Source organism: Streptomyces sp. NPDC127129 (genome assembly GCF_042671585.1).
Lineage (GTDB): Bacteria > Actinomycetota > Actinomycetes > Streptomycetales > Streptomycetaceae > Streptomyces.
This window is the reverse complement of the sequence record NZ_JBHXTV010000017.1, coordinates 19,709-43,649: the sequence shown is the minus strand read 5'-3', so window position 1 is coordinate 43,649 and position 23,941 is coordinate 19,709. Positions and strand designations below refer to the sequence as shown.

23 protein-coding genes are annotated in these 23,941 nt (G+C 72.0%); 4 read left to right on the top strand and 19 right to left on the bottom strand.

The window, feature by feature from the left end; all coding sequences use genetic code 11:
- Window positions 1-24 precede the first annotated feature (24 nt).
- Window positions 25-1,503 carry a glutamate--cysteine ligase gene (locus ACFVGW_RS28890; protein ID WP_383225176.1) on the bottom strand — a complete coding sequence of 493 codons (1,479 nt, stop codon included), beginning with the start codon at window positions 1,501-1,503 and terminating at the stop codon, window positions 25-27.
- Window positions 1,504-1,721: 218 nt separating this feature from the next.
- Here ACFVGW_RS28890 and katG point away from each other — a divergent pair, with 218 nt between their 5' ends.
- Both katG and ACFVGW_RS28880 read left to right on the top strand, forming a co-directional pair.
- Window positions 1,722-3,911 (top strand): catalase/peroxidase HPI, encoded by a 2,190-nt coding sequence (gene katG / locus ACFVGW_RS28885; protein WP_385853991.1) that lies wholly within the window; start codon window positions 1,722-1,724, stop codon window positions 3,909-3,911.
- 250 nt (window positions 3,912-4,161) lie between these two features.
- Entirely contained in the window at window positions 4,162-5,283 is a 1,122-nt protein-coding gene (locus ACFVGW_RS28880) for a calcium-binding protein (protein WP_385853990.1), read from the top strand.
- A gap of 191 nt (window positions 5,284-5,474) precedes the next feature.
- On the opposite strand, the gene ACFVGW_RS28875 is transcribed toward ACFVGW_RS28880, so the two are convergent.
- A complete protein-coding gene (locus tag ACFVGW_RS28875) occupies window positions 5,475-5,972 on the bottom strand; it encodes a pyridoxamine 5'-phosphate oxidase family protein (RefSeq protein WP_385853989.1) in 498 nt (165 codons plus the stop codon).
- Between the two features lie 99 nt (window positions 5,973-6,071).
- The gene (locus ACFVGW_RS28870; protein WP_385853988.1) at window positions 6,072-6,635 is read right to left on the bottom strand and encodes a DUF7010 family protein; all 564 of its coding nucleotides are present in this window, start codon (window positions 6,633-6,635) and stop codon (window positions 6,072-6,074) included.
- Window positions 6,636-6,992: 357 nt separating this feature from the next.
- Here ACFVGW_RS28870 and ACFVGW_RS28865 point away from each other — a divergent pair, with 357 nt between their 5' ends.
- Both ACFVGW_RS28865 and ACFVGW_RS28860 read left to right on the top strand, forming a co-directional pair.
- Window positions 6,993-7,244, top strand: coding sequence for a DUF6400 family protein (locus tag ACFVGW_RS28865; RefSeq protein WP_385853987.1), 252 nt, complete (start codon window positions 6,993-6,995; stop codon window positions 7,242-7,244).
- Window positions 7,228-7,455: a hypothetical protein gene (locus ACFVGW_RS28860; protein WP_352191267.1), complete on the top strand. Its 228-nt coding sequence runs from the start codon at window positions 7,228-7,230 to the stop codon at window positions 7,453-7,455. The genes ACFVGW_RS28865 and ACFVGW_RS28860 overlap by 17 nt, the downstream gene beginning before the upstream one ends.
- A 3-nt stretch (window positions 7,456-7,458) precedes the next feature.
- On the opposite strand, the gene hypE is transcribed toward ACFVGW_RS28860, so the two are convergent.
- From hypE to ACFVGW_RS28780, 16 genes are all read right to left on the bottom strand, one after another.
- Entirely contained in the window at window positions 7,459-8,532 is a 1,074-nt protein-coding gene (hypE, locus tag ACFVGW_RS28855) for a hydrogenase expression/formation protein HypE (protein ID WP_385854086.1), read from the bottom strand.
- 4 nt (window positions 8,533-8,536) lie between these two features.
- The gene (gene hypD / locus ACFVGW_RS28850) at window positions 8,537-9,706 is read right to left on the bottom strand and encodes a hydrogenase formation protein HypD (RefSeq protein WP_385853986.1); all 1,170 of its coding nucleotides are present in this window, start codon (window positions 9,704-9,706) and stop codon (window positions 8,537-8,539) included.
- Entirely contained in the window at window positions 9,703-10,026 is a 324-nt protein-coding gene (locus ACFVGW_RS28845; protein ID WP_352191265.1) for a HypC/HybG/HupF family hydrogenase formation chaperone, read from the bottom strand. The genes hypD and ACFVGW_RS28845 overlap by 4 nt, the downstream gene beginning before the upstream one ends.
- Before the next feature lie 10 nt (window positions 10,027-10,036).
- Window positions 10,037-12,526 carry a carbamoyltransferase HypF gene (gene hypF / locus ACFVGW_RS28840; protein ID WP_385853985.1) on the bottom strand — a complete coding sequence of 830 codons (2,490 nt, stop codon included), beginning with the start codon at window positions 12,524-12,526 and terminating at the stop codon, window positions 10,037-10,039.
- Complete coding sequence (gene hypB / locus ACFVGW_RS28835; protein ID WP_385853984.1) at window positions 12,523-13,218, bottom strand: hydrogenase nickel incorporation protein HypB; 696 nt, start codon at window positions 13,216-13,218, stop codon at window positions 12,523-12,525. Before hypB ends, hypF begins: the two co-directional genes overlap by 4 nt.
- 2 nt (window positions 13,219-13,220) lie before the next feature.
- The gene (locus ACFVGW_RS28830) at window positions 13,221-13,616 is read right to left on the bottom strand and encodes a hydrogenase maturation nickel metallochaperone HypA (protein WP_383571758.1); all 396 of its coding nucleotides are present in this window, start codon (window positions 13,614-13,616) and stop codon (window positions 13,221-13,223) included.
- A 163-nt stretch (window positions 13,617-13,779) separates the two neighbouring features.
- On the bottom strand, window positions 13,780-13,920 hold the full coding sequence (locus ACFVGW_RS28825; RefSeq protein WP_383229406.1) for a DUF6893 family small protein: 141 nt from the start codon (window positions 13,918-13,920) through the stop codon (window positions 13,780-13,782).
- Window positions 13,917-14,459 (bottom strand): hydrogenase maturation protease, encoded by a 543-nt coding sequence (locus ACFVGW_RS28820; protein ID WP_385853983.1) that lies wholly within the window; start codon window positions 14,457-14,459, stop codon window positions 13,917-13,919. The genes ACFVGW_RS28825 and ACFVGW_RS28820 overlap by 4 nt, the downstream gene beginning before the upstream one ends.
- Window positions 14,456-15,853, bottom strand: a complete 1,398-nt coding sequence (locus tag ACFVGW_RS28815) for a hypothetical protein (protein ID WP_385853982.1) — start codon at window positions 15,851-15,853, stop codon at window positions 14,456-14,458. The genes ACFVGW_RS28820 and ACFVGW_RS28815 overlap by 4 nt, the downstream gene beginning before the upstream one ends.
- Window positions 15,850-16,488 carry a DUF6084 family protein gene (locus ACFVGW_RS28810; RefSeq protein ID WP_352191258.1) on the bottom strand — a complete coding sequence of 213 codons (639 nt, stop codon included), beginning with the start codon at window positions 16,486-16,488 and terminating at the stop codon, window positions 15,850-15,852. Before ACFVGW_RS28810 ends, ACFVGW_RS28815 begins: the two co-directional genes overlap by 4 nt.
- Window positions 16,485-17,144, bottom strand: coding sequence for a DUF5947 family protein (locus ACFVGW_RS28805; protein WP_385853981.1), 660 nt, complete (start codon window positions 17,142-17,144; stop codon window positions 16,485-16,487). Before ACFVGW_RS28805 ends, ACFVGW_RS28810 begins: the two co-directional genes overlap by 4 nt.
- On the bottom strand, window positions 17,141-17,737 hold the full coding sequence (locus tag ACFVGW_RS28800; RefSeq protein ID WP_385853980.1) for a hypothetical protein: 597 nt from the start codon (window positions 17,735-17,737) through the stop codon (window positions 17,141-17,143). The genes ACFVGW_RS28805 and ACFVGW_RS28800 overlap by 4 nt, the downstream gene beginning before the upstream one ends.
- Window positions 17,734-19,518, bottom strand: coding sequence for a nickel-dependent hydrogenase large subunit (locus tag ACFVGW_RS28795; protein ID WP_352191255.1), 1,785 nt, complete (start codon window positions 19,516-19,518; stop codon window positions 17,734-17,736). The genes ACFVGW_RS28800 and ACFVGW_RS28795 overlap by 4 nt, the downstream gene beginning before the upstream one ends.
- A gap of 93 nt (window positions 19,519-19,611) precedes the next feature.
- A complete protein-coding gene (locus ACFVGW_RS28790; protein ID WP_383229396.1) occupies window positions 19,612-20,694 on the bottom strand; it encodes a hydrogenase expression protein HypE in 1,083 nt (360 codons plus the stop codon).
- 57 nt (window positions 20,695-20,751) lie between these two features.
- On the bottom strand, window positions 20,752-22,497 hold the full coding sequence (locus ACFVGW_RS28785; protein ID WP_385853979.1) for a hydrogenase maturation protein: 1,746 nt from the start codon (window positions 22,495-22,497) through the stop codon (window positions 20,752-20,754).
- A 577-nt stretch (window positions 22,498-23,074) separates the two neighbouring features.
- Window positions 23,075-23,908: a BTAD domain-containing putative transcriptional regulator gene (locus ACFVGW_RS28780; RefSeq protein WP_385853978.1), complete on the bottom strand. Its 834-nt coding sequence runs from the start codon at window positions 23,906-23,908 to the stop codon at window positions 23,075-23,077.
- Window positions 23,909-23,941 lie beyond the last annotated feature (33 nt).

The following is a 23,941-nucleotide window of genomic DNA, read 5'->3' as shown; positions in this document are numbered from 1 at the left end:
GTCCGAGAGGTCTCCGGGGCGGTCTCACTCGACCGGCCAGGTGTGCGCCGGAGCGTTCAGATGCATGTACTCGATGTACTGCTGGGTCATCCGCCGGAGCGCCTGGTGGCGGTCCGCGTGGGCGATGTCCTGGATGTGGTGGAACATCTCGGACTGCCACACGGCGCCGTTACGGCCGGTGACGCAGCGCTGCTCGATGATGCCGAGGAGCGGCTCCCGCCAGCCCGCGTCCATGCCGAGCCGCTCGAGGCCGCGGTCGGCCAGCGGCAGCAGCCGCCGCAGGACCAGCTCGGTCGCCGGGACCTCGCCCATGCCGGGCCAGTACAGCTGGGCGTCGATTCCGTGCCGGGCCGCGGCGTGGAGGTTGTCCTCCGCCGCCGCGAACGACATCCGCGACCAGACGGGCCGGTCCTCGTCGACGAGGGCGCGGACGAGCCCGTAGTAGAAGGCGCCGTTCGACAGCACGTCGGCGACCGTCGGGCCGGCGGGCAGCACCCGGTTCTCCACCCGCAGATGCGGCACGCCGTCGACGACGGCGTAGACGGGGCGGTTCCAGCGGTAGACCGTCCCGTTGTGCAGGGTGAGCTCGGCCAGACCCGGGGTCTCGCCGTGCTCGAGCATCTCCTCCGGGTCCTCGTCGTCGCAGAGCGGCAGCAGGGCGGGGAAGTACCGCGTGTTCTCCTCGAACAGGTCGAAGACGGAGGTGATCCACCGCTCGCCGAACCAGACCCGGGGCCGTACGCCCTGCACCTTGATCTCGTCCGGCCTGGTGTCGGTGGCCTGCTCGAAGAGCGGGATGCGCGTCTCGCGCCACAGCTCCTTGGAGAACAGGAACGGGGAGTTCGCCGCCAGGGCCACCTGCACGCCGGCGATGGCCTGCGCGGCGTTCCAGTACTCCGCGAACTCGTCCGGCGAGACCTGGAGGTGGAACTGCGTGCTGGTGCACGCCGCCTCCGGCGTGATCGTCTCCGCGTAGGTCCGCAGTCGCTCCACGCCGTCCACCGAGATCAGCAGGTCCTCGCCGCGCGCGGAGAAGATCTGCTCGTTCAGCAGGTGGTACCGCGGATTCTCGGAGAGGGAATCGGGGCCCGCGTCCTTCAGCTCCAGCGTCGGGAGAATACCGATCATGACGAGATGGGCGCCGATCTCCGCGGCCTTCGCCTCGGCATGGTTGAGCGCGTCACGGATTTCCTGCTCCCAGGAATCGGGGCCGCCCGCGGTGAGCCGCCTCGGCTCGACGTTGATCTCCAGATTGAACCGGCCCAGCTCGGTCGACCAGGAGGGATCCGCTATCGCCTCCAGAACCTCCGTGCTGCGCATGGCGGGCTCGCCGGTGGCGTCCACGAGATTCAGTTCGATTTCCAGACCGACCTGCGGCCGTTCGAAATCGAATCTCGACTCGCGCAGCATCCGCGCGAACACGTCGAGGCACGAGTGCATCTTGCTCCGGAACCGGCGACGGTCTTCACGGGTGAACTCCAGCGCCGGGACATCACGTCCCATTCTGCCCTCCCGTTTCTCCTCGGAACGGGCCCCCAGCTCTCTATCAGCGTCCCACTCCCGGGGCGGCACAACCACCGAAGCGGCGATCCGCCGCCCGCGAAGCCGCTTTTCCGCCGGGCCTTAAGCGGGCGTGCCCTGCGTGTTCCCGTGCGGCGCGGTCCCCCGTGCGCGACCATACGGACGCCACCTGAAATGACGAGACAGGAAGAAGGACGGACGTGTCCGGCAGCGAAAGCGAAAACCCGGTAATCGACTCCCCCACCCCTACGCCGGATCGCCCCAGGACGAACCGGGACTGGTGGCCGAATCAGCTCGACCTTCAGGTCCTCCACACGCACTCGCCGCAGTCCAGTCCGATGGACGGCGACTTCGACTACGCGAAGGAATTCGCGACCCTCGACGTCGACGCGCTGAAGCGGGACGTCATCGACGTGATGACGACGTCGCAGGACTGGTGGCCCGCCGATTACGGCCACTACGGGCCGCTCTTCATCCGCATGAGCTGGCACGCGGCGGGCACGTACCGCATCGAGGACGGCCGGGGCGGCGGCGGCTCCGGCGCCCAGCGCTTCGCCCCGCTCAACAGCTGGCCGGACAACGCGAGCCTCGACAAGGCGCGTCGTCTGCTCTGGCCGGTGAAGCGGAAGTACGGCCGGAAGATCTCCTGGGCCGACCTCCTGGTCTTCGCCGGCAACTGCGCCATGGAGTCGATGGGGTTCAAGACCTTCGGGTTCGGCTTCGGGCGGGAGGACATCTGGGAGCCCGAGGAGATCTTCTGGGGCCCCGAGGACACCTGGCTCGGCGACGAGCGCTACAGCGGCGACAGGGAACTGTCCGGCCCGTTCGGCGCCGTGCAGATGGGGCTGATCTACGTCAACCCGGAGGGTCCCAACGGCAATCCGGACCCGGTCGCCGCGGCGCGCGACATCCGGGAGACGTTCGGACGCATGGCGATGAACGACGAGGAGACGGTCGCGCTCATCATCGGCGGCCACACGTTCGGCAAGTGCCACGGCGCGGTGGATCCCTCGTACGTCGGTCCCGAGCCCGAGGCCGCTCCCGTCGAGCAGCAGGGCATCGGCTGGCTCAACACGTCCGGCACCGGCAAGGGCGCCGACACGATCACCAGCGGTCTGGAGGGCGCCTGGACCTCGGAACCGACGAGGTGGGACAACGGGTACCTGGACAACCTGTTCGGGTACGAGTGGGAGCTGACGACGAGCCCGGCCGGGGCCCAGCAGTGGAAGCCGACGGACCCCGCGGCGCAGGGCACGGTGCCCGACGCCCACGACCGGTCGAAGAGCCACGCGCCCATGATGCTGACGACGGACCTCTCGCTGAAGCTGGATCCGGTCTACGCCCCGATCTCGAAGCGCTTCCACGAGAACCCCGAGCTGCTCGCGGAGGCGTTCGCCAAGGCGTGGTACAAGCTGCTGCACCGTGACATGGGGCCCGCCTCGCGCTACCTCGGCCCGTGGATTCCCGAGGCGCAGCTGTGGCAGGACCCCGTGCCCGAGGTCGACCACGAGCTCGTCGGGGACGCGGACATCGCCGACCTCAAGCGCCGGATCCTCGACTCGGGGCTGTCCGTCTCCCAGCTGGCCGGGGCCGCCTGGGCGTCGGCGGCGAGCTTCCGCGGCACGGACAAGCGCGGCGGGGCCAACGGAGCGCGGCTCCGGCTCGCGCCGCAGAAGGACTGGGAGGTCAACGACCTGCCCGAGGTGGCCGAGGTGGTGCGTGGCCTCGAACAGATCCAGCGGGACTTCAACGACGCGCAGTCCGGCGGCAAGAAGGTCTCACTCGCCGACCTGATCGTGCTGGGCGGCTGCGCGGCCGTCGAGCGGGCCGCGAAGAACGCGGGGCACGACGTGACGGTCCCGTTCGCCCCGGGACGCACGGACGCCTCGCAGGAGCAGACGGACGTGGAGGCGTTCGCCGTCCTCGAACCGAGGGCGGACGGGTTCCGCAACTACCTGCGGGCCGGCGAGAAGTTGTCGCCGGAGACCCTCATGCTGGACCGCGCCAACCTGCTGACGCTGACCGCTCCGGAGATGGCGGTGCTGACCGGCGGCATGCGGGCCCTGAACACCGGCTTCAAGCAGTCCTCGCACGGTGTGTTCACGGACAGGCCGGAGGCGTTGACGAACGACTTCTTCGTCAACCTGCTCGACATGGGTACGGAGTGGAAGCCGTCGGCCTCGACGGAGAACGTGTTCGAGGGCCGGGACCGCGCCACGGGCGACGTCAAGTGGACCGCGACCGCCGTCGACCTCGTCTTCGGTTCGCACTCCCAGCTCCGGGCGATCGCGGAGGTGTACGCCTCCGAGGACGCGGGCGAGAAGTTCGTACGCGACTTCGTGGCGGCGTGGGACAAGGTGATGAACCTCGACCGGTTCGACCTCGCCTGAGCCGGCCGGACCCTGATGCCCCCGGTCGGCCGCCCATGTCCGGGCGGGCGACCGGGGGCATCACCACATCCGTGGCATCCGCCGAAAATCCGATCGGATGAAAACAGGACGGACGCTGGGACTCGCGCCCCGGCTGCTGGCAGGCATCACGCGCAGCGATCACTCTCCGCGATCACTGAGCACCCTGGGTGACATTTCGCTTCATGATGCCACTCGGATCCGATCCCACTCAGCAGCCGAAGGAGCCCAGATGCCCGGGGACCGAAGAACCACCACCCGCGGACGCCGCGTCCTGGCCACCCTGTGTGCGCCCGCGGTGGTCACCGCCCTCGTCGGACTCGGCGCCCGGCCCGCCGTGGCCGCGGCACCCACCTGCTTCGACGCCCCGGCCACGACCACGACCGGCACCCCCGGGGACGACGTGATCATCGGCACCCCGGGCCGCGATGTGATCGACGGCGGGGGCGGCAACGACCTGATCTGCGGGATGGGCGGCAGCGACACCCTGATCGGCGGGGCCGGCGACGACCGGATCTCGGGCGGAGCCGGTGACGACCAGCTCGACGGCGGCGCCGGCGACGACTCGCTGGTCGGCGACGACTGGGTCCTCACCGGGGACGCCACCGGCCCCACGGGCCGCGACCGGCTCTCGGGAGGCGCCGGCCTCGACTCGCTGACCGGCGACCACGTGGCCGTGCAGGGCGCCGCTCGCGGCGCCTCCACGGACCTGCTCTCCGGCGGGAACGACGAGGACTCACTCGTCGGCGACAGCCTCGCCGACCACACCTTCGGCGCGGCGACCGACCGACTCGAGGGCGGCCCGGGCAGCGACTCACTCGTCGGCGACTCGATCGCCTTCTTCGACGCCACGGGCGCCGCCGACGACGTACTCCTCGAGGGTCCGGGGGAGTTCGGCTACGTCACCGGCGACAACGAGGCCGCCCTGGGCAACGCGAGCGGCGCCGGCGGCGACGACGTCATCGACCTGGGCGAGGACGGCGGCATCGGCGCGAACGGTGACCACGCGACGTTCTTCGGCCGGGCGACCGGCTCCGGGAACGACCGCATCACGGGCGGCTCCGCGAACGAGGAGCTCATCATCGGGGACAGCGCCTTCGGCGACCCGACGGGCTCCACCGCGGGCCACGACGTGATCGACGGGCGCGGCGGCGACGACCGCATCGTCGGCGACTCGTTCAACACCCAGGGCGGCTCGGCGGGCACCGCGGGCGGCTCCGACGTCATCCACGGCGGACCCGGGGACGACAACCTCCGGGGCGGCCCGGCGAACGACAGCCTCAACGGCGGCGCGGGCACGGACGACTGCGACGGCGAGACCGGCACGGACGCCGAGATCAACTGCGAGGCCTGACCCGGCGGGGGCGGCACGCCGCCCCCGCCACCACCCCGACACGGAACCCGGCCCCGCTCCAGGGGCCGGTGCGCACCGGAGGGGAGTCCGACCTCGACGCGCGCGGTCGCGCGGTCGGACCAGGCCCCCGTGGCGGACCACGGCCATGACGCCGGACTCGAAGGTGAACTCTCCCGGCACGGGGTCCGCTGTCACGCGCCTTCGCGTTCCTCGCGACGCTTCAGCAGTTCCTCGACCGCGCTCGGGAGCGTCGTCTCGAAGTCGATCAGCTTCGCCCACGTCGGGGTCACCACGATCCGGACCATGCCGTCGTAGAGCGAGCGGACCTCGGTCTCCCACTCCGCCCGCTGCTCGGGCGTCATTTCGTAGCTGCCGCTCGACTGGAAGAACTCGTCCGGGATGCCGTCGACGACGTCCAGCTCCGCCTGGCCGCGGAGCAGCAGGATCTTCGGTGGGTGGACCTCGGTGTCGATCGTCAGGGCGACCGACGGGTTGCGGCGCAGGGCCGCGATCTTCGGGGCGTTCGTCGGTGTGCACATCACGACTTCCGTGCCGTTCCACGTGAAGCCGATCGGGACGACCCGGGGCGCGTCGTCCCTGCCCACGTACGCCAGGCGGGTCAGGTCGCGGGCCAGGAGTTCCCGGCTGAGCGGACGGTTCAGGATCTCGGCGATCTCGCTCGGCTGCACGGTCGGAGCCACCTTCCCTCGGTCACCGCCCACGCTGCCCTGCCGGCGGCCCGTACGGCGCGAACACGGCCGCGGCTTGCGCCGAACGGGGCCTGGGAGTCAGCCGCGCAGGGCCACGTGGAAGGACGAGGCCCACAGGACGACCGCCGCCCCCAGACCCACCACCGTGCGGATCGTCTCCGCCGATGTCCCGGCCGCCAGGACCGCGAGCCCCACCAGGGCGACGGCCGTCAGGAAGATCGCGGTCCACTTGTACTGCCCCTGGTCGAAGAGGCGGGCCAGCGGGAAGAAGTGCAGCCCCACGACGAGGCAGATCCCGACGGGGATGAACTCCGGGTGGCCCGAGGCGTTCGACGCGGCGATCACGGCGAAGATCGCCACCAGCTCGGCCATGTTGACCAGGCCGACCCCCCGGTTCCACTTCTCCGGCAGCCGCACCGGTCGCGTCACGGGGCCCGTCGTACCCCGGAAGGCCAGCACCACCGCGCCGGCCGTCACGAGGGCCGCGACGACGCCGACCGCGACCGACACCGGTGCCGCCGATATCCCCGAGCCGCCGGCGAGGGCCCAGACCAGGGCGAACACCGCGAGGACGATCGCGCCCCGGCGGCGCAGCGTGCGTGTGAGGGCGAGGCATTCCGCGTCGGCGGTGTCCGTAGTCATGGCGCGGACACTACAACGATCTTCCGACCGGTCGGTGGGATTCCGGTACCTGCGAGATGCCCGGACAGCGGCCCGGGCGAGGCCCGGTCACCCGAGTCCGGGTGACCGGTTTCGCATGAGATGCGACACACCGCCGGGATGCGCGGAGGTACGCCATCGCCCGTCCTCCGGGGCCGGCGCCCTTTGATCTGCGCCGTCAGGTGCCGCACGGGGCGGCTTCACGGCGTCGGGACGCGCCTCCCGACCGCGTCTCGCCGCGCAAGCCGCCCCTTCCGCACCTCCTGCCCCCTCTGATACACGTGGCAGAACCTGTTCGATTTTCGGGGTTCCTCCGAAAGCACCATCGAAAGCGCTCCCATGAACCACGGCACCGATCCCGACCACGTCAGTTTCACCATCGACCTCACCCTTGAGGAGGCCCGCCGCCGGGCCGAGGTCGTGGCGGCGCTGGGCCCCGACTGGGACCCCGTGGCCGTGCTGCGGGAGGAGGAGGCCGCGTACGCCCTGCTCTACTCCGGACTGGACGAGGAGCAGCAGCGGATCCACGCGATGCTCGTGGCGGAGGGTGTGCTGCCGGGACAGGAGCCGGGTCGTGCGTCTTCCCATTGATCCCCACGCCGACCGGGCCCGCCGCGCCTGGGTCGCCTGCCCCGGATGCGACGACGCACGTGACTGCGCGCCCTGCGGCGAGCGCCGCAACTGCTCGGAGCACTGGCGCTACCTGATCTCCAACAAGGGGCCTCGGGTCCATCTGCAGTGCCCGAACTGCACCCACACCTGGACCCTCGACACCTCGCGCCACCGCCGCGCCCGCGGCTGACCTTCAGCAGATCCGCGGCAGCTGCTCCCCGAGCGGCATGTCCACCACACGCGTACCACCGAGGCCGGTACGGGCGACCACCATGCCGGGATGCGCCTCGACGGCCTCCCCGATCACGGCCGCCCCGGCGCCCAGCGGGTGCGCGCGCATCGCGGCGAGTACGGCGTCGGCGTGCTCGCGCGGAACGAAGGCCACCAGCTTGCCCTCGTTCGCCACGTACATCGGATCGAGGCCGAGCACCGCGCACGCGTTCGCCACGGGGTCCGGGACGGGGATGTCCCGCTCCCGGACGACGACTCCGGTGCCCGACGCGCTCGCGATCTCGTTGAGCGAGGCTGCGAGCCCCCCGCGCGTGGGGTCACGCAGCACGTGCAGGTCCGGAGTGACCGCCAGCATCGCCTCGACCAGGCCGCCGAGCGCGGCGCAGTCGCTCTCGATCTCGACCCCGAACTCCAGGCCCTCGCGCACGCTCATGATCGCCACGCCATGGACGCCGATGGGACCGCTGACGATCACCACGTCACCGGGTACCACGCGCTGCGGCCGGAGATCGACCCCGGCGGGGACGACGCCGATGCCGGAGGTGTTGATGTAGATGCCGTCGCCGTGGCCTGCCTCGACCACCTTGGTGTCGCCCGTGACCACCTGCACGCCCGCCGTCCGCGCCGCCGCGCCGAGCGCCTGGGCGACACGGGTCACGACGTCGGTCTCCACGCCCTCCTCCAGGATGAACCCGCAGGACAGGTAGGCCGCACGCGCACCGCTCATGGCGAGGTCGTTGACCGTGCCGTTGACGGCCAGGTCGCCGATGCTGCCCCCGGGGAAGAACAGGGGGCGCACGACGAAGGAGTCGGTGGAGAACGCCAGCCGGGCGCCGCCGAGTTCGACGGTCGCGGCGTCGGTGGTGACCGAGAGCGCGGGGCCGCCGAAGGCGGGCGCGAAGACGTGCTCGACCAGTTCGGCGGAGAGGGCGCCTCCGCCGCCGTGGCCCATCACCACACGCGGCTGGTCCCTCAGCGGCGCCGGACACGTCCAGGCGAGCATGTCGGGCGCCTGGCCCGGAGCGGTGTCGCGCATCAGCTCAGACAACGGAACTCCCCTCCAGGGCGGCGGACTTCTGTGCCGGCGACTTCTCGGCCGGAGACTTCCGCGCCGGGGTGCCGAGGTCGAGCCGCCGGTAGAGGTAGTAGGCGGCGCACGCCCCTTCACTGGAGACCATCGTGGCGCCCAGCGGGGAGCGCGGGGTGCAGGTCGTGCCGAACGCCTCGCACTCGTGGGGCTTGAGCAGCCCCTGCAGGACCTCGCCGCTCCGGCACTCGGCCGGCTCGCGGGTGGTGATCCCCTCGACGGAGAACCGGTGCTCGGCGTCGTACGCCCGGTACCGTTCCGACAGCTTCCAGCCGCTGTCCGGGATGACCCCGATCCCGCGCCACGCCCGGTCCGTGACCTCGAAGACGTCGTCGAGCATCGCCCGCGCGGCCGGGTTGCCCTCGGCGAGCACCGCCCGCGGATAGGCGTTCTCGACGGTGTGCTCCCCGCGCTCCAGCTGGCGGACGGTGCGCCGTACGCCTTCGAGGATGTCCAGCGGCTCGAAGCCGGTCACGACGATCGGCACCCGGTGGCGTTCGGCCAGTTCGGGGTACTCCTCCGTGCCCATCACACTGCACACGTGCCCCGCCGCGAGGAAGCCCTGGACGCGGCAGTCGGGGGAGTTCATGATCGCCTCGATCGCCGGGGGTACCCTGACGTGGGAGACCAGCAGGCTGAAGTTACGGATGCCCAGCTTGTGTGCCTGATGGACCGTCATCGCGTTGGGCGGGGCCGTCGTCTCGAACCCGATGCCGAAGAAGACCACTTCGCGGTCCGGGTTCTGCTCGGCGATCCGCAGCGCGTCGAGCGGCGAGTAGACGACCCGGACGTCGCCGCCCTGGCCGCGGACCTGGAACAGGTCGCGGTCGGTACCGGGCACCCGCAGCATGTCCCCGAACGAACAGAAGATCACGCCCGGCCGCGACGCGATCTCCAGTGCCTTGTCGATCACTTCGAGCGGCGTCACACACACCGGACAGCCCGGCCCGTGGATCAACTCCACCTCTGGCGGCAGCAGTTGGTCGATCCCGTGCCGGATGATGGTGTGGGTCTGACCACCGCAGACCTCCATCAGCGCCCAGGGCCGCGTCACCGTCGCGCGGATGTCGTCGAGCAGCCGCCGGGCCAGCCCGGGATCCTGGAACTCGTCGATGTACTTCACCGCTGCACCTCTCCGGCCACGCCCTCGTGCGCCGGCCGCTCGTCGTCTACCGTCATTCCCGCGGCCGACTCCCACGGGTCGCCGAACTCCTCCTGGAGCATGCCGAGCGTCTCGAACAGCTCCAGCGTCCTCATGGCCGACTCCTCGTCCAGGCGTTGCAGGGCGAATCCCACGTGGACGATCGCGTACTCACCGGGCTGCAGGTCCGGCAGGTACTCCAGGCACACCTCCTTGACCACGCCGCCGAAGTCGACCGTGGCCATCCGGGTGCCGTCCCGGTCCTCGACGTCCAGCACTTTTCCGGGTACCGCCAGGCACATGGGTGTCTCCTCACTGTCGCTCTCGTCGTGGCGTGCCGGGGACGGCCGCGGGTCGGTCCGTGACGTCCGCGCCCACCGCGTGGGCCGTGATGTCCGCGCCCGCCGGGTGGTCGGTGGCGCGGGCGGCCACGACGAGCTGGCCGAGGGCCAGACCGCCGTCGTTCGGCGGGATCCGGCGGTGGCGCAGCACGGTGAAGCCGTCCTCCCGCAGTCCCCGGGCACAGGCGGAGGAGAGCACCACGTTGGCGAACACTCCCCCGGTCAGGGCGACCGTCTCCACTCCGGTCCCGCTCCGCGCGGCGGCGCAGACCGTACGGACCCAGCGCGCCACGGCACGGTGGAACCGCGCCGCGACCACGGGGGCGGGGGTGCCGCCGAGCACGTCCTCGACCACCGCCGCCAGCAGGGGCGCGGGGTCGGCGGCGAGCGGTTCACCGGGCTGCCGGGGGCCCGGCCGGAAGACGTAGCGCTCGTCCTCCTCGACGGCGGGCTCACGCAGGGCGGCGGCCTCCAGCTCGATCGCGGCCTGGGCCTCGTAGCCGGCGTGGTGGCAGATCCCCGCGAGGGAGGAGACGGCGTCGAAGAGACGCCCCATGCTGGACGTGGGCACGCAGTTCAGCTCACGCGTCAACTGCCGTGTGAGTACGGGGAGTTCTGCGGGCGGGCAGGCCCGGGTGCACGGCAGCCCCGGATCGGCGGTCAGGCCGGCGGCCCGCAGGTGGGCCAGCGCCATCCGGTAGGGCCTTCGTACGGCCGCGTCTCCACCGGGGAGCGGGACGTAGGCAAGGTGGGCGAACCGCGAGAAGCCGGCGTAGTCCGCCACGAGGAACTCGCCGCCCCACACCGCGCCGTCCAGGCCGTAGCCCGTGCCGTCGAACGCCACACCGATGACGGGCCGCGTACCGTCGAGGCCGTTCTCGGCCATCGCGGCCGCGACGTGCGCGTGGTGGTGCTGCACCGGTACGACGGGGCGCCCGGCGGCCTGGCCGCGCGCCCAGCGGGTGGACCGGTACGCGGGGTGGCGGTCGGCGGCGAGCCGACCGGGGCGTACACCCGTGATGGACTCCAACTGCCGCTCGGCGGAGGCGAGGGCGAGCTGGGTGGCGAGGTCGTCCATGTCGCCGATGTGGGCGGAGAGCCATGCCTGGCGCCCCTCGCCGAGACAGAACGCGTTCTTCAGGTCACCTCCCACGGCGAGCGCGGGGGTGACCTCGACGGGCAGCGTCACCGGCAGCGGGGCGTACCCCCGCGACCGCCGCAGTGTCAGCTGCTCGCCGTCGCAGACGCGGACGACGGAGTCGTCGCAGGGCACGTGGATGGGCCGGTCGTGCAGCAGCCAGGCGTCCGCCAGGCCGGCGAGTCGGGTCAGCGCCTCGGCGTCGTCCGTGACGATGGGTTCGCCCGAGAGGTTGCCGCTGGTCATGACCAGCAGCCGCGGGCCCGGCCCGTCCGGTGCGCCCAGGCCGAGGAGCAGATGGTGGACGGGGGTGTACGGGAGCATGACGCCGAGGTCCGGGCTGCCGGGTGCCACCGCCTCCGCCGGGGCGGCCCCGTGGCGCGGCTGCGCGTCCTGTCGGCGCCGCAGGAGGACGACGGGCCGCACGCTCCCGGCGAGGAGGTCGCGTTCGAGCGGGCCGAGGTGGACGAGGGGCTCGATGTCGGCGAGATCCCCCGCCATCATCGCGAACGGTTTGTCACCGCGCGCCTTCCGGCGCCGCAGTTCGGTCACGGCGTCGGGGTTGGTGGCGTCGCAGGCGAGGTGGTAGCCGCCGAGGCCCTTGACGGCCAGGATCGCGCCCGCCGCGAGCATCCGCCGCGCGTCGGCGACGGGGTCGGTGCCGGCCTCGGCGACGGGGTCGGTGCCGGTACGGGACCCTCCTCCCCCGGCTGTGACCAGGCGCAGCCGGGGGCCGCAGGCCGGGCAGGCGACGGGTTGGGCGTGGAAGCGGCGGTCCGACGGGTCCGCGTACTCGCGGGCGCAGTCCGGGCACATCGGGAAGCCGGCCATGGTGGTGTGGACCCGGTCGTAGGGCATGCCCGTGACGATGGTGAAGCGGGGGCCGCAGTGGGTGCAGGTGATGAACGGGTGGAGGTACCGCCGGTCGGCCGGGTCCGCCAGCTCGGCGAGGCAGTCGGCGCAGGTGGCGGTGTCCGGCGGGACGAGCGTGCGGACGGCGCCGCCCTGGCGGGAGGGGACGATCGTGAAGCCGCTGCCGCCGCTCGCGGCCACCTCCGCCGCCTCCACGGACTCCACCCGGGCCAGCGGCGGTGCGTCGGGCGCGATGCGCGCGCAGAAGGCCGCCACGTCCGCCGCGTCGCCCTCGACCTCGGCGACGACACCGTCGGCCGTGTTGGTGACGTGGCCGGAGAGGCGCAGCCCGGTGGCGAGGGCGTAGACGAAGGGCCGGAACCCGACGCCCTGCACGACACCGCGGACGACCACCCGGCTGCGCCGTGGGGCCGTGCCGGGTGCGGCGGTTCCGGGCTGTGCCGTGGTCACGCGCCGGCCTGGGCCATCACCGGGGTGTGGACGCGGTTCCCCTCGGCCGCCGCGAGGGCCCGGTCGAGCAGGGCGCCGGAGCCCCGGCCGTCACGTACGGAGCTGAGGACGACCTCGACACCGGGGTTGACCTGCTCCACGTTCCGGCGGAAGGCCGTCTCGTCGAACTCGGCGGCGTCGGCCATGTCCGTCTTGGTGACGATCACCAGCTGCGCGAGGCCGAACGCCGTCGGGTACTTCAGGGGCTTGTCCTCGCCCTCGGTGACCGAGGCGAGGACGACCCGGAGGGTCTCGCCCAGGTCGTAGCCTGCCGGGCAGACGAGGTTGCCGACGTTCTCGACGAACAGCAGCCGGGTGTGCTCGGGCAGCCAGTCGTGCAGGTGCCGGGCGACCATGTCGGCCTCCAGGTGGCAGAGGCCGTCGGTGAGCACCTGCTTCACGGGAGCGCCCGACCGGGCCAGCCGTCGGGCGTCGTTCTCGGTCGCCAGGTCCGCGGTGAGCGCGGCGGCGCTGACGCCCCGTTCGCCGGCGAGGCTCAGTTCGCGCTCCAGCAGGGCGGTCTTACCGCTTCCCGGGCTGGAGAGCAGGTTGACGACGGCGGTGCCGCGGGCGGTCAGTTCGGTGCGCAGGATCTCTGCCGCGGCCTCGTTCTTGGCGAGGACGGCGCGCTGGAGATCGACGGCTCGGCACATGCTCAGCTCTCCTCGGTGATCGGTCGGGGGCGTCGTTCGCCGGCCGTTTCGGGGTCGGTCCAGAGGACTTCCCTGATCTGGAGTTCGCGGCCGGAGACGAGTTCGTCGGCTGCGGCGCCGCAGCCGGGGCAGAGCAGCCGTGGAGGCATGCCGACCGGCCAGTCCTCGGCGCACGGTGCGCAGCGCGCCAGGCCCGGGACGGTACGGGTGATCAGTTCGGCGCCCTCGACGACGGTTCCGGCGCAGGCGAGTTCGAAGCAGAAGGCGAGGGCGTCGTCGACGACGCCCGCCAGCTCGCCCACGTCCAGTCGGATGCTGCTGACTCCGACGGCGCCGCGGGACCGCGCCGCCGCCTCGACCTGGTCGACGACGGCGACCGCGACGGACATCTCGTGCATCGGTCTCCGTCCTGGGCGCGGGGGGGCGTCTCTCGGGCGCCATTAGAGGACGGGCGGGCGGCGGGGCGGGCCCGGCGCGCCGGGATCGTACGACGGTGTCGTCCGTTCGGTGCAGCGGCGGCCACGGCCACCGGCCCGCGGGCGGGTGGCCGTGGCCGCGGCGTCACATCCTGCTGATGCGCAGGTAGCGCCGGAGGTCGGGGAGGACTCCCACCACGACGGCCAGGGCGGCCAGGGCTGCGGTGACTGCGGCGGCGGTGCCGACGGCGTTCTTGGGCATGGTGCTCTCCGTTTCGGTGTTCATACGACGGCTTCCTGGCGGACCAGCTCGGTCACCATGCGCACCGCCTGGGGCACCGCGGCGGCGACCCGCGGGGTGAGCCCGATGCCTTCGTCGAGGGCGGCCGGTTCGCAGCCGACGACGAAGATCCGCCGTGGTGGTGCGGCTCCGGTTCCCGCGCACAGGGTGTCGAGCAGGGCGAGGACGGCGTCGGGCGTCATCCGGTGGCCGTCGAGCGGTGCGGGCTCCTGACCGGAGGTCCGCCCGGCGGTGTCCGAGGCGTCGATCAGGTACAGCGTCCCCGGTTCGCCTCCGCGGGCGGTGACGTCGACGAGGACGAGGGTGCCCCAGCCGTCGAGGAGCTGGTACGCGAGGTGGACACCGCGCACGCCGACGTCGGCCACCTCGACGTGCGGGGGAAGCTCCTCGCGGGTGAGCCGCCGCACGGTCTCGACCCCGAAGCCGTCGTCGCCGAGGAAGATGTTGCCGACCCCGGCCACGAGCGTACGAGCCGTCGGGGCCGCTGAGGTGTCGGCGGCGCCCGGCCCGGGCTGCCCGTTCACGCGTCCTCCGCCACGTCGACCTCGTCGGGCTGGAAGTAGAGGAACCGGCCCTGTTCACGGCGGATGTCGGCGCCCGGGTCGTCCTCGACGGTGACGGCGATGTGCACCCCGCCGTCGACGTCGTGCAGGACGGCCTCGACCAGGGCGGTGCGTCCGTCGAGAAAGAGGTCCTGGGCGTCGCTGCGGCGCAGTCCCGGCCGCAGGACGACCCTGCTGCCCGCGCGGACGGCGCGTCCGTCGACGAGGACGTGGTCGCGCCCCGGATCGACGCCGGTGTCGCCGCCCGGGTCCCACCAGGGGGTGTCCGGCCGGAGGACGTCGACGTCCGGTTCCTTCGGTCCGGTGACGCTCTGGAGGCTGCGTACCGCTCCGTGGAGGCGTTCGAGCACTTCGGGCGGCATGGTGTCCGCCAGCTCGATCACGGCCGCGGCGCGGGCGTCGGTCCCCCGGGCCTCGCGCTTCTCCTCGTCGGTGAGGGCGGCGGTGCGCAGGGCGAGGATCTCGTCGATCTCGGTCGCGTCGTAGAGGGCGCCGGGGCTCTCGGGGGCGATGGCCGGGTGGTCCTCGAGGATGATCGGCGAGGAGAGCATCAGGTCGTCGCGTCCGGGTTCGCCGGCCAGGACGGGCCAGGTGTGGAGGTTGCGGCAGGCCGCGACGGCGCCCTTGGCCCACTCCGGGGGATCCGTCATCGAGAGGAACGAACCGCCGTCGAGACGGAGCAGCGTGTGGGTGGCGACCAGGGAGTACGGCAGCGCCGCGTGGCGGTCCGCGGCCGGCTGGGCGGCCCAGGTGCTGGTGTTCTCCACGGTGACCGAGAGCCGCTGGACGCGGTACGGGCCGTCGAGTTCGGTCGCCGAGATCCGCAGCGTGCCGCTGATCTCCTCGCGCCGGCGCACCAGCCGTCCGAGGACACGTCCGTCGGAGTCGGTGACGTCCTCGGTCTCCTCGGCGGCGGGGCGGGTGAACGGGAGGGCGGCGCCGTCTCCCGCCAGTTCGCCGACGGGGACGACGAGGGCGACCCGCTCCTCGACTCCTTCGTCCCAGGCCACCAGGACGCGGTCGGCCAGGCGCAGTTCGGCGGTCGGGGCGAAGGTCCCGTCCGCGCGGAGTTCCTCGACGGTGCGGCGCTGGGCGCGCAGGAAGCGGACCTCCACGGCGAGTTCGGCGCCGGTCCTGGGCTCGATCAGGCACTCGGTGTGCTGGAAGTCGTGCTCCTCCGCGGCCGCGCTCCAGGACGGCGGCACGAGGACCCCGAACTGCCAGCGGAGGCGGTTCTTCGCGGCGGAGGCGCGGTACGGGTAGAGCACGTACCCCTCGAAGAGGACGGCGTCGGCGACGTGCCGGGCGACGGCGAACCGCGCCTCGGTGCCGGGGGTGAAGGCGACGGTGGTCATCGTGTCCTCTCCCCCGCCGCTTCGAGCAGGGTCTCGACGGTTGCCTGCCAGGACGGGAGGGCGTTCCGCGACCGGTAGGCGAGCAGGGCGTCCATGGTGTCGGCCGGGAGCCGGAGCCAGCCGCAGCCCGGGAAGTGCTGGTCGATCATTTCCCGCCAGACCTTCACGGGCATGCGGTGGGAGATCTCCTTGTCCCACGGCACGGGTTCGACGTGGAAGCCGCCGGCGCCGGTGAACGCGGTGCCGGAGAACAGCAGGAGCAGCGGCACGTCGCCGCCGGAGAGCGCGCGGAAGTAGCGGGACGCGGCGATGTCGGTGTCGTAGGTGCACGGGACGACGAGGTCGGTCTCGATCTCGTCGGTGAAACCGGGCACCATGACGGAGACCTGGGCGAACTGGACCGGGTTGAGGCTGCTGCCCCACCGGGAGCGTTCGCCGAACAGGTCGCCGAGCGCCTCGGCCTCGGCGTCGTCGTAGCCGCGCCGGGCGGGTTCGACGCGGATCTGGCAGCGCAGGGCGAGGGCGTGGACGCGGGTCCCGCCGGAGGCGGTGATGCGCAGCCGGAACACGAGGGTCGGGCCTGCCGCGTAGGGGTCGGCGCGGACGTCGGTGCAGCTGAAGGAGAACTCGGTCACGAACGGCTCCCCTGCGGCTCGCGTGCCAGGCCGCGAACGTGGCCGAAGAGGGCGTCGAGGTCGGCGCGCGCCTCCGCGCCGCCGTCGAATCCCTGCCAGAGCAGTCTCATGCGGCCCACCAGTTCGTAGCAGAGGTCGATGGGCACGAGGAAGCACTCCGTGCGGCCCTCGTGGCGGCGCAGCAGCAAAGCCTCCACGTCGGGTTCGAGGAGGGCGGCGAGCCGGGTGGCGTCGAGGACGGACCGCCAGGAGGTCTCCTCCAGTTCGCTCTCGGTGGCGCCGGCGGGGCTCGGGTAGAGGGCCACGGGCCGGTCGAGGGCGGAGTTGCGGAAGACGAACGCCACCGAGACCGGGATCCGCAGCGACTCCCATGCCTGGTCGTCGATCCGGTGCGCCGGGTCGACGAGGAAGCGGCCGGGGACGGCCCGGAAGCGGCCCTGGGAGCCGCCCGAGCCGTCCATGAGCTGCGCGCACGGGCCGCAGGCGCAGGCCAGGGCCCGCTTGTCGATGTCCACCAGGTGCCGGTGGCGTTCGTCTGCGAGCTGGGCCCCGCACAGTTCGCAGCGTTCCTCGCGCGGCGGCCGTGGGGCGGTGAACCTGCGCAGCCCCGTGGGGCGCCGCGCCGCCCGTACGGCGCCGTTCGCCGCCCCGTTCACAGGGCCGCCGTGGAGCGGCCGTCCGCGCCCGCGAGCGACGGACGGGTGCCGATCTGGAGCAGCGCCGGCTCGCGCGGAGCGGCGGGCTCCAGCTCGACGTCGGTCACCTCGGGGGCGAAGCACGCGAGGGCGTCCACGGCCGCCTGCCGTACGGAATCCTGCGTGCTGGGACAGCCGCAGCCGGAGGAAGCGGCGGTGACGCGCAGCCGCAACAGGCCTCGCTCCGCGTCGAATCCGGCGTTCTCCACGGGCTGTGGCAGGGCGGACAGCGCGCGTCCGATGCGGGTCTGCGTGTCCTCGGGGTGGAGTCCGTGCAGGGTGAGAAGGCTCGCGACGAGCTCGTCCCCGAGCAGCGGATCCAGCGGGCCGGCGGGCTGCGGGGCCGCCGGGGCGGCGGACGGGCCGGTGGAGGGACGGGCGCCGGGGCGGGCGAGGAGGTCCACGACGCGGGCGAGGCCGCTTCCGTAGAACTCCATGAGGACGCGTACGACTTCCTCGGCCGCCGCACAGGCCTCGGCGTCCCCGTTCTCCGCCAGCCGGTCCAGCACCTCCTCGACCCGCCGGCCCGCCTGTTCGGCGGTGGTCGCGCTCATCCGGCGAGACCGCTCAGGCCGGTGGGGACGTGCATCGACTTCACGGTCCTGCCGTTGCCCGTGTACATGTGCACGCCGCACGGCAGACAGGGGTCGAAGCTGCGCACGGCACGCATGATGTCGATGCCCTTGAAGTTCTCCGGGGTGTTCTCCTCGAAGATCGGCGTGTTCTGCACGGCGTCCTCGTACGGCCCGGGGGTCCCGAAGGTGTCCCGGGTGGAGGCGTTCCACGGAGTGGGCGGGTACGGGTGGTAGTTGGCGATCTTGCCGTCGCGGATGACCATGTGGTGCGAGAGGACACCGCGGACGGCCTCGGTGAAGCCGACGCCGATGGACTCGTCGGGGACCTCGAACTTCTCCCAGGTCTGGGTGCGTCCGGCGCGGACCTCCTCCAGCCCCTTCTCGGCGCAGTGCAGGGCGACGGCCGCCGCGTAGGCCTGGAAGTACGTCCGGGCGCGGTTGCGCTCCAGGGCGTTGCTCCACTGCGGGATCTTCCACTCGAAGGTGGTCTCCGGCTTGGTCATGGTGCGGGGCAGGTTGATGACGACGCTGTGTCCGGTGGCCTTGACGTAGCCGATGTCGACGAGGCCGGACAGGGCCGTGGACCAGAGGCGGGCGATGGGGCCGCCGCCGGTGTCCAGGGCCAGGTGGTCCTTGCCGTCGAACCAGCGGGGGGACATGACCCAGCTGTACTTGTCGTCGAAGTTGCGCTTCTGCGGCGCCGGGATGGTGTGCTGGTTCCACGGGTGGCGCGGGTCGACCGGGTTGCCGAGCGGGTCGTGGGTGACGAACTGCTCCTGCCCCTGCCAGTCCTCGTAGTACGAGCTGCCGAGCAGGATGCGGATGCCGAGGTTGATCTCGGTGAGGTCGTTGGTCACCAGCTTGCCGTCGACGACGACGCCCGGGGTGACGAACATCTTCCGTCCCCAGTCGGTCATGTTGGCGTAGGTGAAGTCGCAGTGCTCGGGGTCGTTGAGCGCGCCCCAGCAGCCGAGCAGGACGCGGCGGCGGCCGACCTCCTCGTAGCCGGGCAGCGCCTCGTAGAAGAAGTCGAAGAGGTCGTCGTGGAGCGGGACGACGCGCTTCATGAACTCCACGTACCGCATGAGCCGGCTCATGTAGTCGGTGAAGAGCTGGACCGACGCGACGGTGCCGACGCCTCCGGGGTAGAGCGTGGAGGGGTGGACGTGGCGTCCCTCCATCAGGCAGAACATCTCCCGGGTGTAGCGGCTGACCTGCAGCGCCTCCCGGTAGAACTCGCCTTCGAGGGGGTTGAGCGACCGCATGATGTCGGCGATCGTGCGGTAGCCGTGCTCGGCGGCGTGCGGGGCTTCGGTGCGCTCGGCCAGCTCCAGGACCCCGGGGTTGGTCTCGCGGACCATCTTCTCGCAGTAGTCGACCCCGACCAGGTTCTCCTGGAAGATGTTGTGGTCGAACATGTACTCGGCGGACTCGCCGAGGTTGATGATCCACTCGCCGAGGTGCGGCGGCTTCACTCCGTACGCCATGTTCTGCGCGTACACGGAGCAGGTGGCGTGGTTGTCACCGCAGATGCCGCAGATGCGGCTGGTGATGAAGTGCGCGTCGCGGGGGTCCTTGCCCCGCATGAAGACGCTGTAGCCGCGGAACACGGAGGACGTGCTGTAGCACTCCGCGACGCGCTTCTGCTTGAAATCGATCTTGGTGTGGATGCCGAGACTGCCCACGATCCGGGTGATGGGATCCCAGGCCATCTCCACCAGTCCGGAGCCGTCACCCGTCGTCTTCGCCGGAGGTGCCATGGTCGTTGTGGTGCCCTTCGTGAGCTCTTCGACTTCGCGAACAGTGCGGTTGGTTGGGGGTCTAGCGGGGAGTGCGGTGCGGTGACCCGACGGTCACCAGGGCGGCCGGTAGCCGGTGGTGATCCGCTCGCCGGTGTGCCGCCACTTCGGCTCCTTGTCCACGGTCTTCGCCGTGATGGTGCGCAGGCGGCGGATGACGGAGCCGTACACCCCGCTCGCGGCGCTGGAGACCTTGCCGCCGGGGGGCTCGTCCATGAACGGCATGAACTTGTCGGGGAAGCCGGGCATCGTGCAGGCGATGCAGATGCCGCCGACGTTCGGACAGCCGCCGACGCCGTTCATCCAGCCGCGCTTGGGGACGTTGCACTTGACGACGGGTCCCCAACAGCCCAGCTTCACCAGGCACTTGGGCGAGTCGTACGTCGAGGCGAACTGGCCCTGCTCGTAGTAGCCGGCCCGGTCACAGCCCTCGTGCACGGTCGCGCCGAACAGCCAGGTGGGGCGGAGCTTGTCGTCCAGCGGAATCATGGGCGCGGAGCCGGCGGCCTGGTAGAGCAGGTACGTCAGCGTCTCCGCGAAGTTGTCCGGCTGGATGGGGCAGCCGGGCACGCACACGATCGGAATGCCGGCGTGGGACTTCCAGTCCCATCCCAGGTAGTCCGGCACGCCCATCGCTCCGGTCGGGTTCCCCGCCATGGCGTGGATGCCGCCGTACGTGGCGCAGGTGCCGATCGCGACGACCGCGAGGGCCTTGGGAGCGAGCCGGTCGATCCACTCGCTCGTGGTGATGGGCTGGCCGGTCTCCGGGTCGTCGCCGAAGCCGCACCAGTACCCCTCCTGCTTGATGGCCTCGTTCGGGATCGAGCCCTCGACGACCAGCACGAACGGGTCGATCTCGCCCCGCTCGCCCTTGAAGAACCACTCGATGAACGTGTCGGCACCGCCCACCGGGCCGCACTCGAAGTCGATCAGTGGCCAGTGGACCGCGATCCTGGGCAGTCCCGGCAGCCCGGCGAGAGCGATCTCCTCGATGCTGGGCTGCATGGCGGCGGTCAGAGCCACGGAGTCGCCGTCGCAGCTCAGACCCGCGTTGATCCAGAGGATGTGGATCGGCTTCTCTTCGCTGCCGGGGGCGGCGCCCCGGTCCTCGACCGGGGCCGGCGTTGCTGCGCTCATGGGTCGCGCCTCCTGAGGAGGGATGGGCAAAGGCCACATTTCGGGCCTAGGTCTTGCTTAACAGTCAACCGGTCCGGCCGCGCCCGCATCTGGGCCGTCGGGGGAACGCGCGGCGTTCGCCTCCTTTCGGACGAAGGCCCGGCGCAGTCGGTGGTAGGCCGCGGCGGGGTCGTCGAAGATCCGCCGCATCCGGGCGAGCTCCTGCTCGCGGTACGCGGCAAGGGGAGCGACGGACTCGCGGCGCTCGTGCTCGGCCTTCTTCGCCGCGATACGTGGCTGCATGCCCCCGCGGGACGCGAGGTGGAGGGCCGATCGGGTGATCTCGTCGGCGAAGTCCCCGGGTCCGCAGTCGACGACCCGGTCGACCAGCCCCATGGAGAGCGCGGCGGCCGCGGAGACGGGCCGGGCCTCTTCGGTGAGCCGCGCCGCGAGAGCCGGGCCCACCTTCCGGGGCAGGGTGTACGTCCAGTACTCCGACCCGTACAGACCCATCCGGCGGTAGTGCGGGTTGAGCACCGAACCCGAGCGGCACCAGACCTCGTCGGCGGCGAGGGCGAGCATCACCCCGCCGGCGGCGGCATTGCCGCCGATCGCGCTGACGACGAGCCGGTCGGTGGTGGTGAGGACCGCCTCGACCAGGTCGTTCATGGCGTTGATGTTGGCCCAGGACTCGGCGGCCGGGTCGGCCGCGGCCTCGATGACGTTGAGGTGGATGCCGTTGGAGAAGAAGTCGCGCCGGCCGCCGAGCACGAGCAGGGAGGTGGGGCGCGTACGGGCGGCCCGGTAGGCGTCGAGCAGGCGACGGCACTGGTCGGTGCTCATCGCGCCGCCGGGGAAGGCGAAGGAGAGGATTCCGACCGGTCCCTGCTCCCGGTACCGGATGTCGGACCAGGTCCGCCCGCCGGGTCCCGGGTCCGCGGGCGCCGGGTCCGCGGGCGCCGGGTCCGCGGGCGCCGGGTCCGCGGGCGCCGGCAGTTCGGGGAGCTTCGGCAGGCGGCCGGCGAGGGCCAGCGTGGCGGGGAGCTTGCACGCACGCGGCCGGCCGGGTCCGGTACGGGCGCGGAGTTCGGGAATCCACACCGCGCCGTCCGCCGTGGCACGGCAGACGGCGCCGGCCCGGGTGGCGAGCAGCTCGCCGGGCCGGCCGCGCAGGCCGTCTTCCGGGTGGCCGCCGTGCAGGAACCACTCGGCGCCGAGCAGGTGGTCGCGGACCCCGGGCTGCGAGTCGGCGGCGCGCAGGATGCGCAGGACGGTCTCCGTCGTGTCGTCGCCCCAGGAGATCGCGCGCTGTTCCTGGCGGAGCGCGGGGCGGGCGTGGACCGCCCCGGTCTGCGGCTGCGGCGCGTCACCGGAGGCGATCCGCTCGACGGCGAGGAGCACGGCGGTCACGGCGGCGTCGGACAGCTCGTTGCGGTACAGGTCGCTCTTGCCGACGTCCGGGACGCGGAAGGACACGGACGCCCAGACATCGCCGGCGTCCATCTCCTCCTCTGCCTGGAGGACGGTGACGCCCCACTCGGCGACGCCCTCCTGGACCGCCCGGTCCAGCGACGACGGTCCCCGGTCCCCGACCGGCCCCGGGTGCACGATCAGACAGCGGTGCGCGGTCCACACGTCCCTGGGCACGGCGGCCTTGAGCATGGGGGCGACGATCAGGTCCGGCGTGTGGCGCGCGACGGCGTCGCGGATGGCGGATCCGTCGGGCGTCACCTCCACGGGAACGGTGTGCCCGCGGTCGCGCAGCTCGACCAGAACGCGCTGGGTGAGGCTGTTGAAGCTGCTGGCGATGAGCAGAATGCGCATGGCGTCCCTTCCGGGTTGCGGTGGACGGTACGGCCCGGGGGACACGGGGCGACCGACCGCCAGCGATCATCGGACACCGGGGGTGGCGGCGGCGTTCGACGGTGCCCGCACCTCACCCGTACGAGCGGCCCGTCCGGCCGATTGGCGGGGCGGGTGCGGTCGTGGCGGGCGTCGCGGCGACGCCGGTTGACCTTGACGCGACGGCAGGGTCTCTACTGAGGGCATCGATCGTGCACCGGCCGATCTCCCGAGCGAAGGGCCTGTCCGTGAACGCGACCCTCGAGAAGAACATGACGCCGGCGCACACCGTCGACAAGACGCCCGGTACCGACCGGACCCGTCGGACCGCCGGGCCCGGTCGGTCCGGGTGATGGGATCCGCCGCGCTGTGGTTGCTCCGGTACGTGCGGACGGGGGCGCCCGGACCGGGAGTTGGCCCGTCGGCACCCGTGCGGCGACGGCGTGCGACGGTCGTGGTGCGGGGCGGCCGGCCGGTCGGCCCGGTTCACGGCAGCGGAGTCAGGTGACGGACGAGGAGATACGCGCCCGGTTCGTTCGACCGATCGCCGTACGGGTCCTCAGCTGGCGACCGCCGAGCCTCGCAGGGGGGCGGTCGAGCGGGCGGCGAAGCCCTTGCCGGGCCTCAGGGGGACGGCTGCGCGGTCGGTCGTGTGGAGGATCTCGGCCTGCAGGCGCTGGAGTTCCTCGGACGGTTCGAGGCCGAGTTCGTTTCTGAGGATGTGGTAGAGGCTCTGATAGGCCTGCAGGGCCTCTCCTCGACGGCCCGCGCGGTGCAGGGCCGTGATGAGCTGGCCGTGGAACCACTCGTGCAGCGGATGGTCGTTGACGAGGGTGCGCAGTTCGGGGAGGAACTCGCGGGAGCGGCCGAGGCGGGTCTCGGTCTCCACGCGGAGTTCCAGGGCCCGGATGCGGAGTTCCTGCAGGTGGGCGATGCGTCCCGTGAGCACTCCCTTGACCGGGATGTTGCTCAGTACGGGGCCGCGCCACAGCTGTTGGGCCCGCGTGAGGTGATCGGCTGCTCGTTCGGGAGAGCCTTGGGCGAGGTCCCATTGGGCCCGCCGGACGAACTGCTCGAAGACCAGCGCGTCGACCTCGTCGTCGTTGATGTCGAGCCGGTAGCCGGGTGCCTGGGTCACGACCAGTTCGGCCGTGGGCGACAGGATCTCCTCCAGCATCTTGCGGGCGTGGTAGACGTGGGTCTGCAGCGTCCTGATCGCGTTGTTCGGCGCTTCTTCGCCCCACAGTTCCCTGATCAGCGTGTCCGTGGCGACGGCCTCACGCGGCTGGAGCGCGAGCACGGCGAGCATCTGACAGATCTTCGGTGCCCGGGGAGCGCACGACTGTCCGTCATCGGTCACGATCTCGAAGGGGCCGATGAGGTTGAACTGCACTGTGCACGCTCCCGTTCCGGCGCTTCCGCCGCC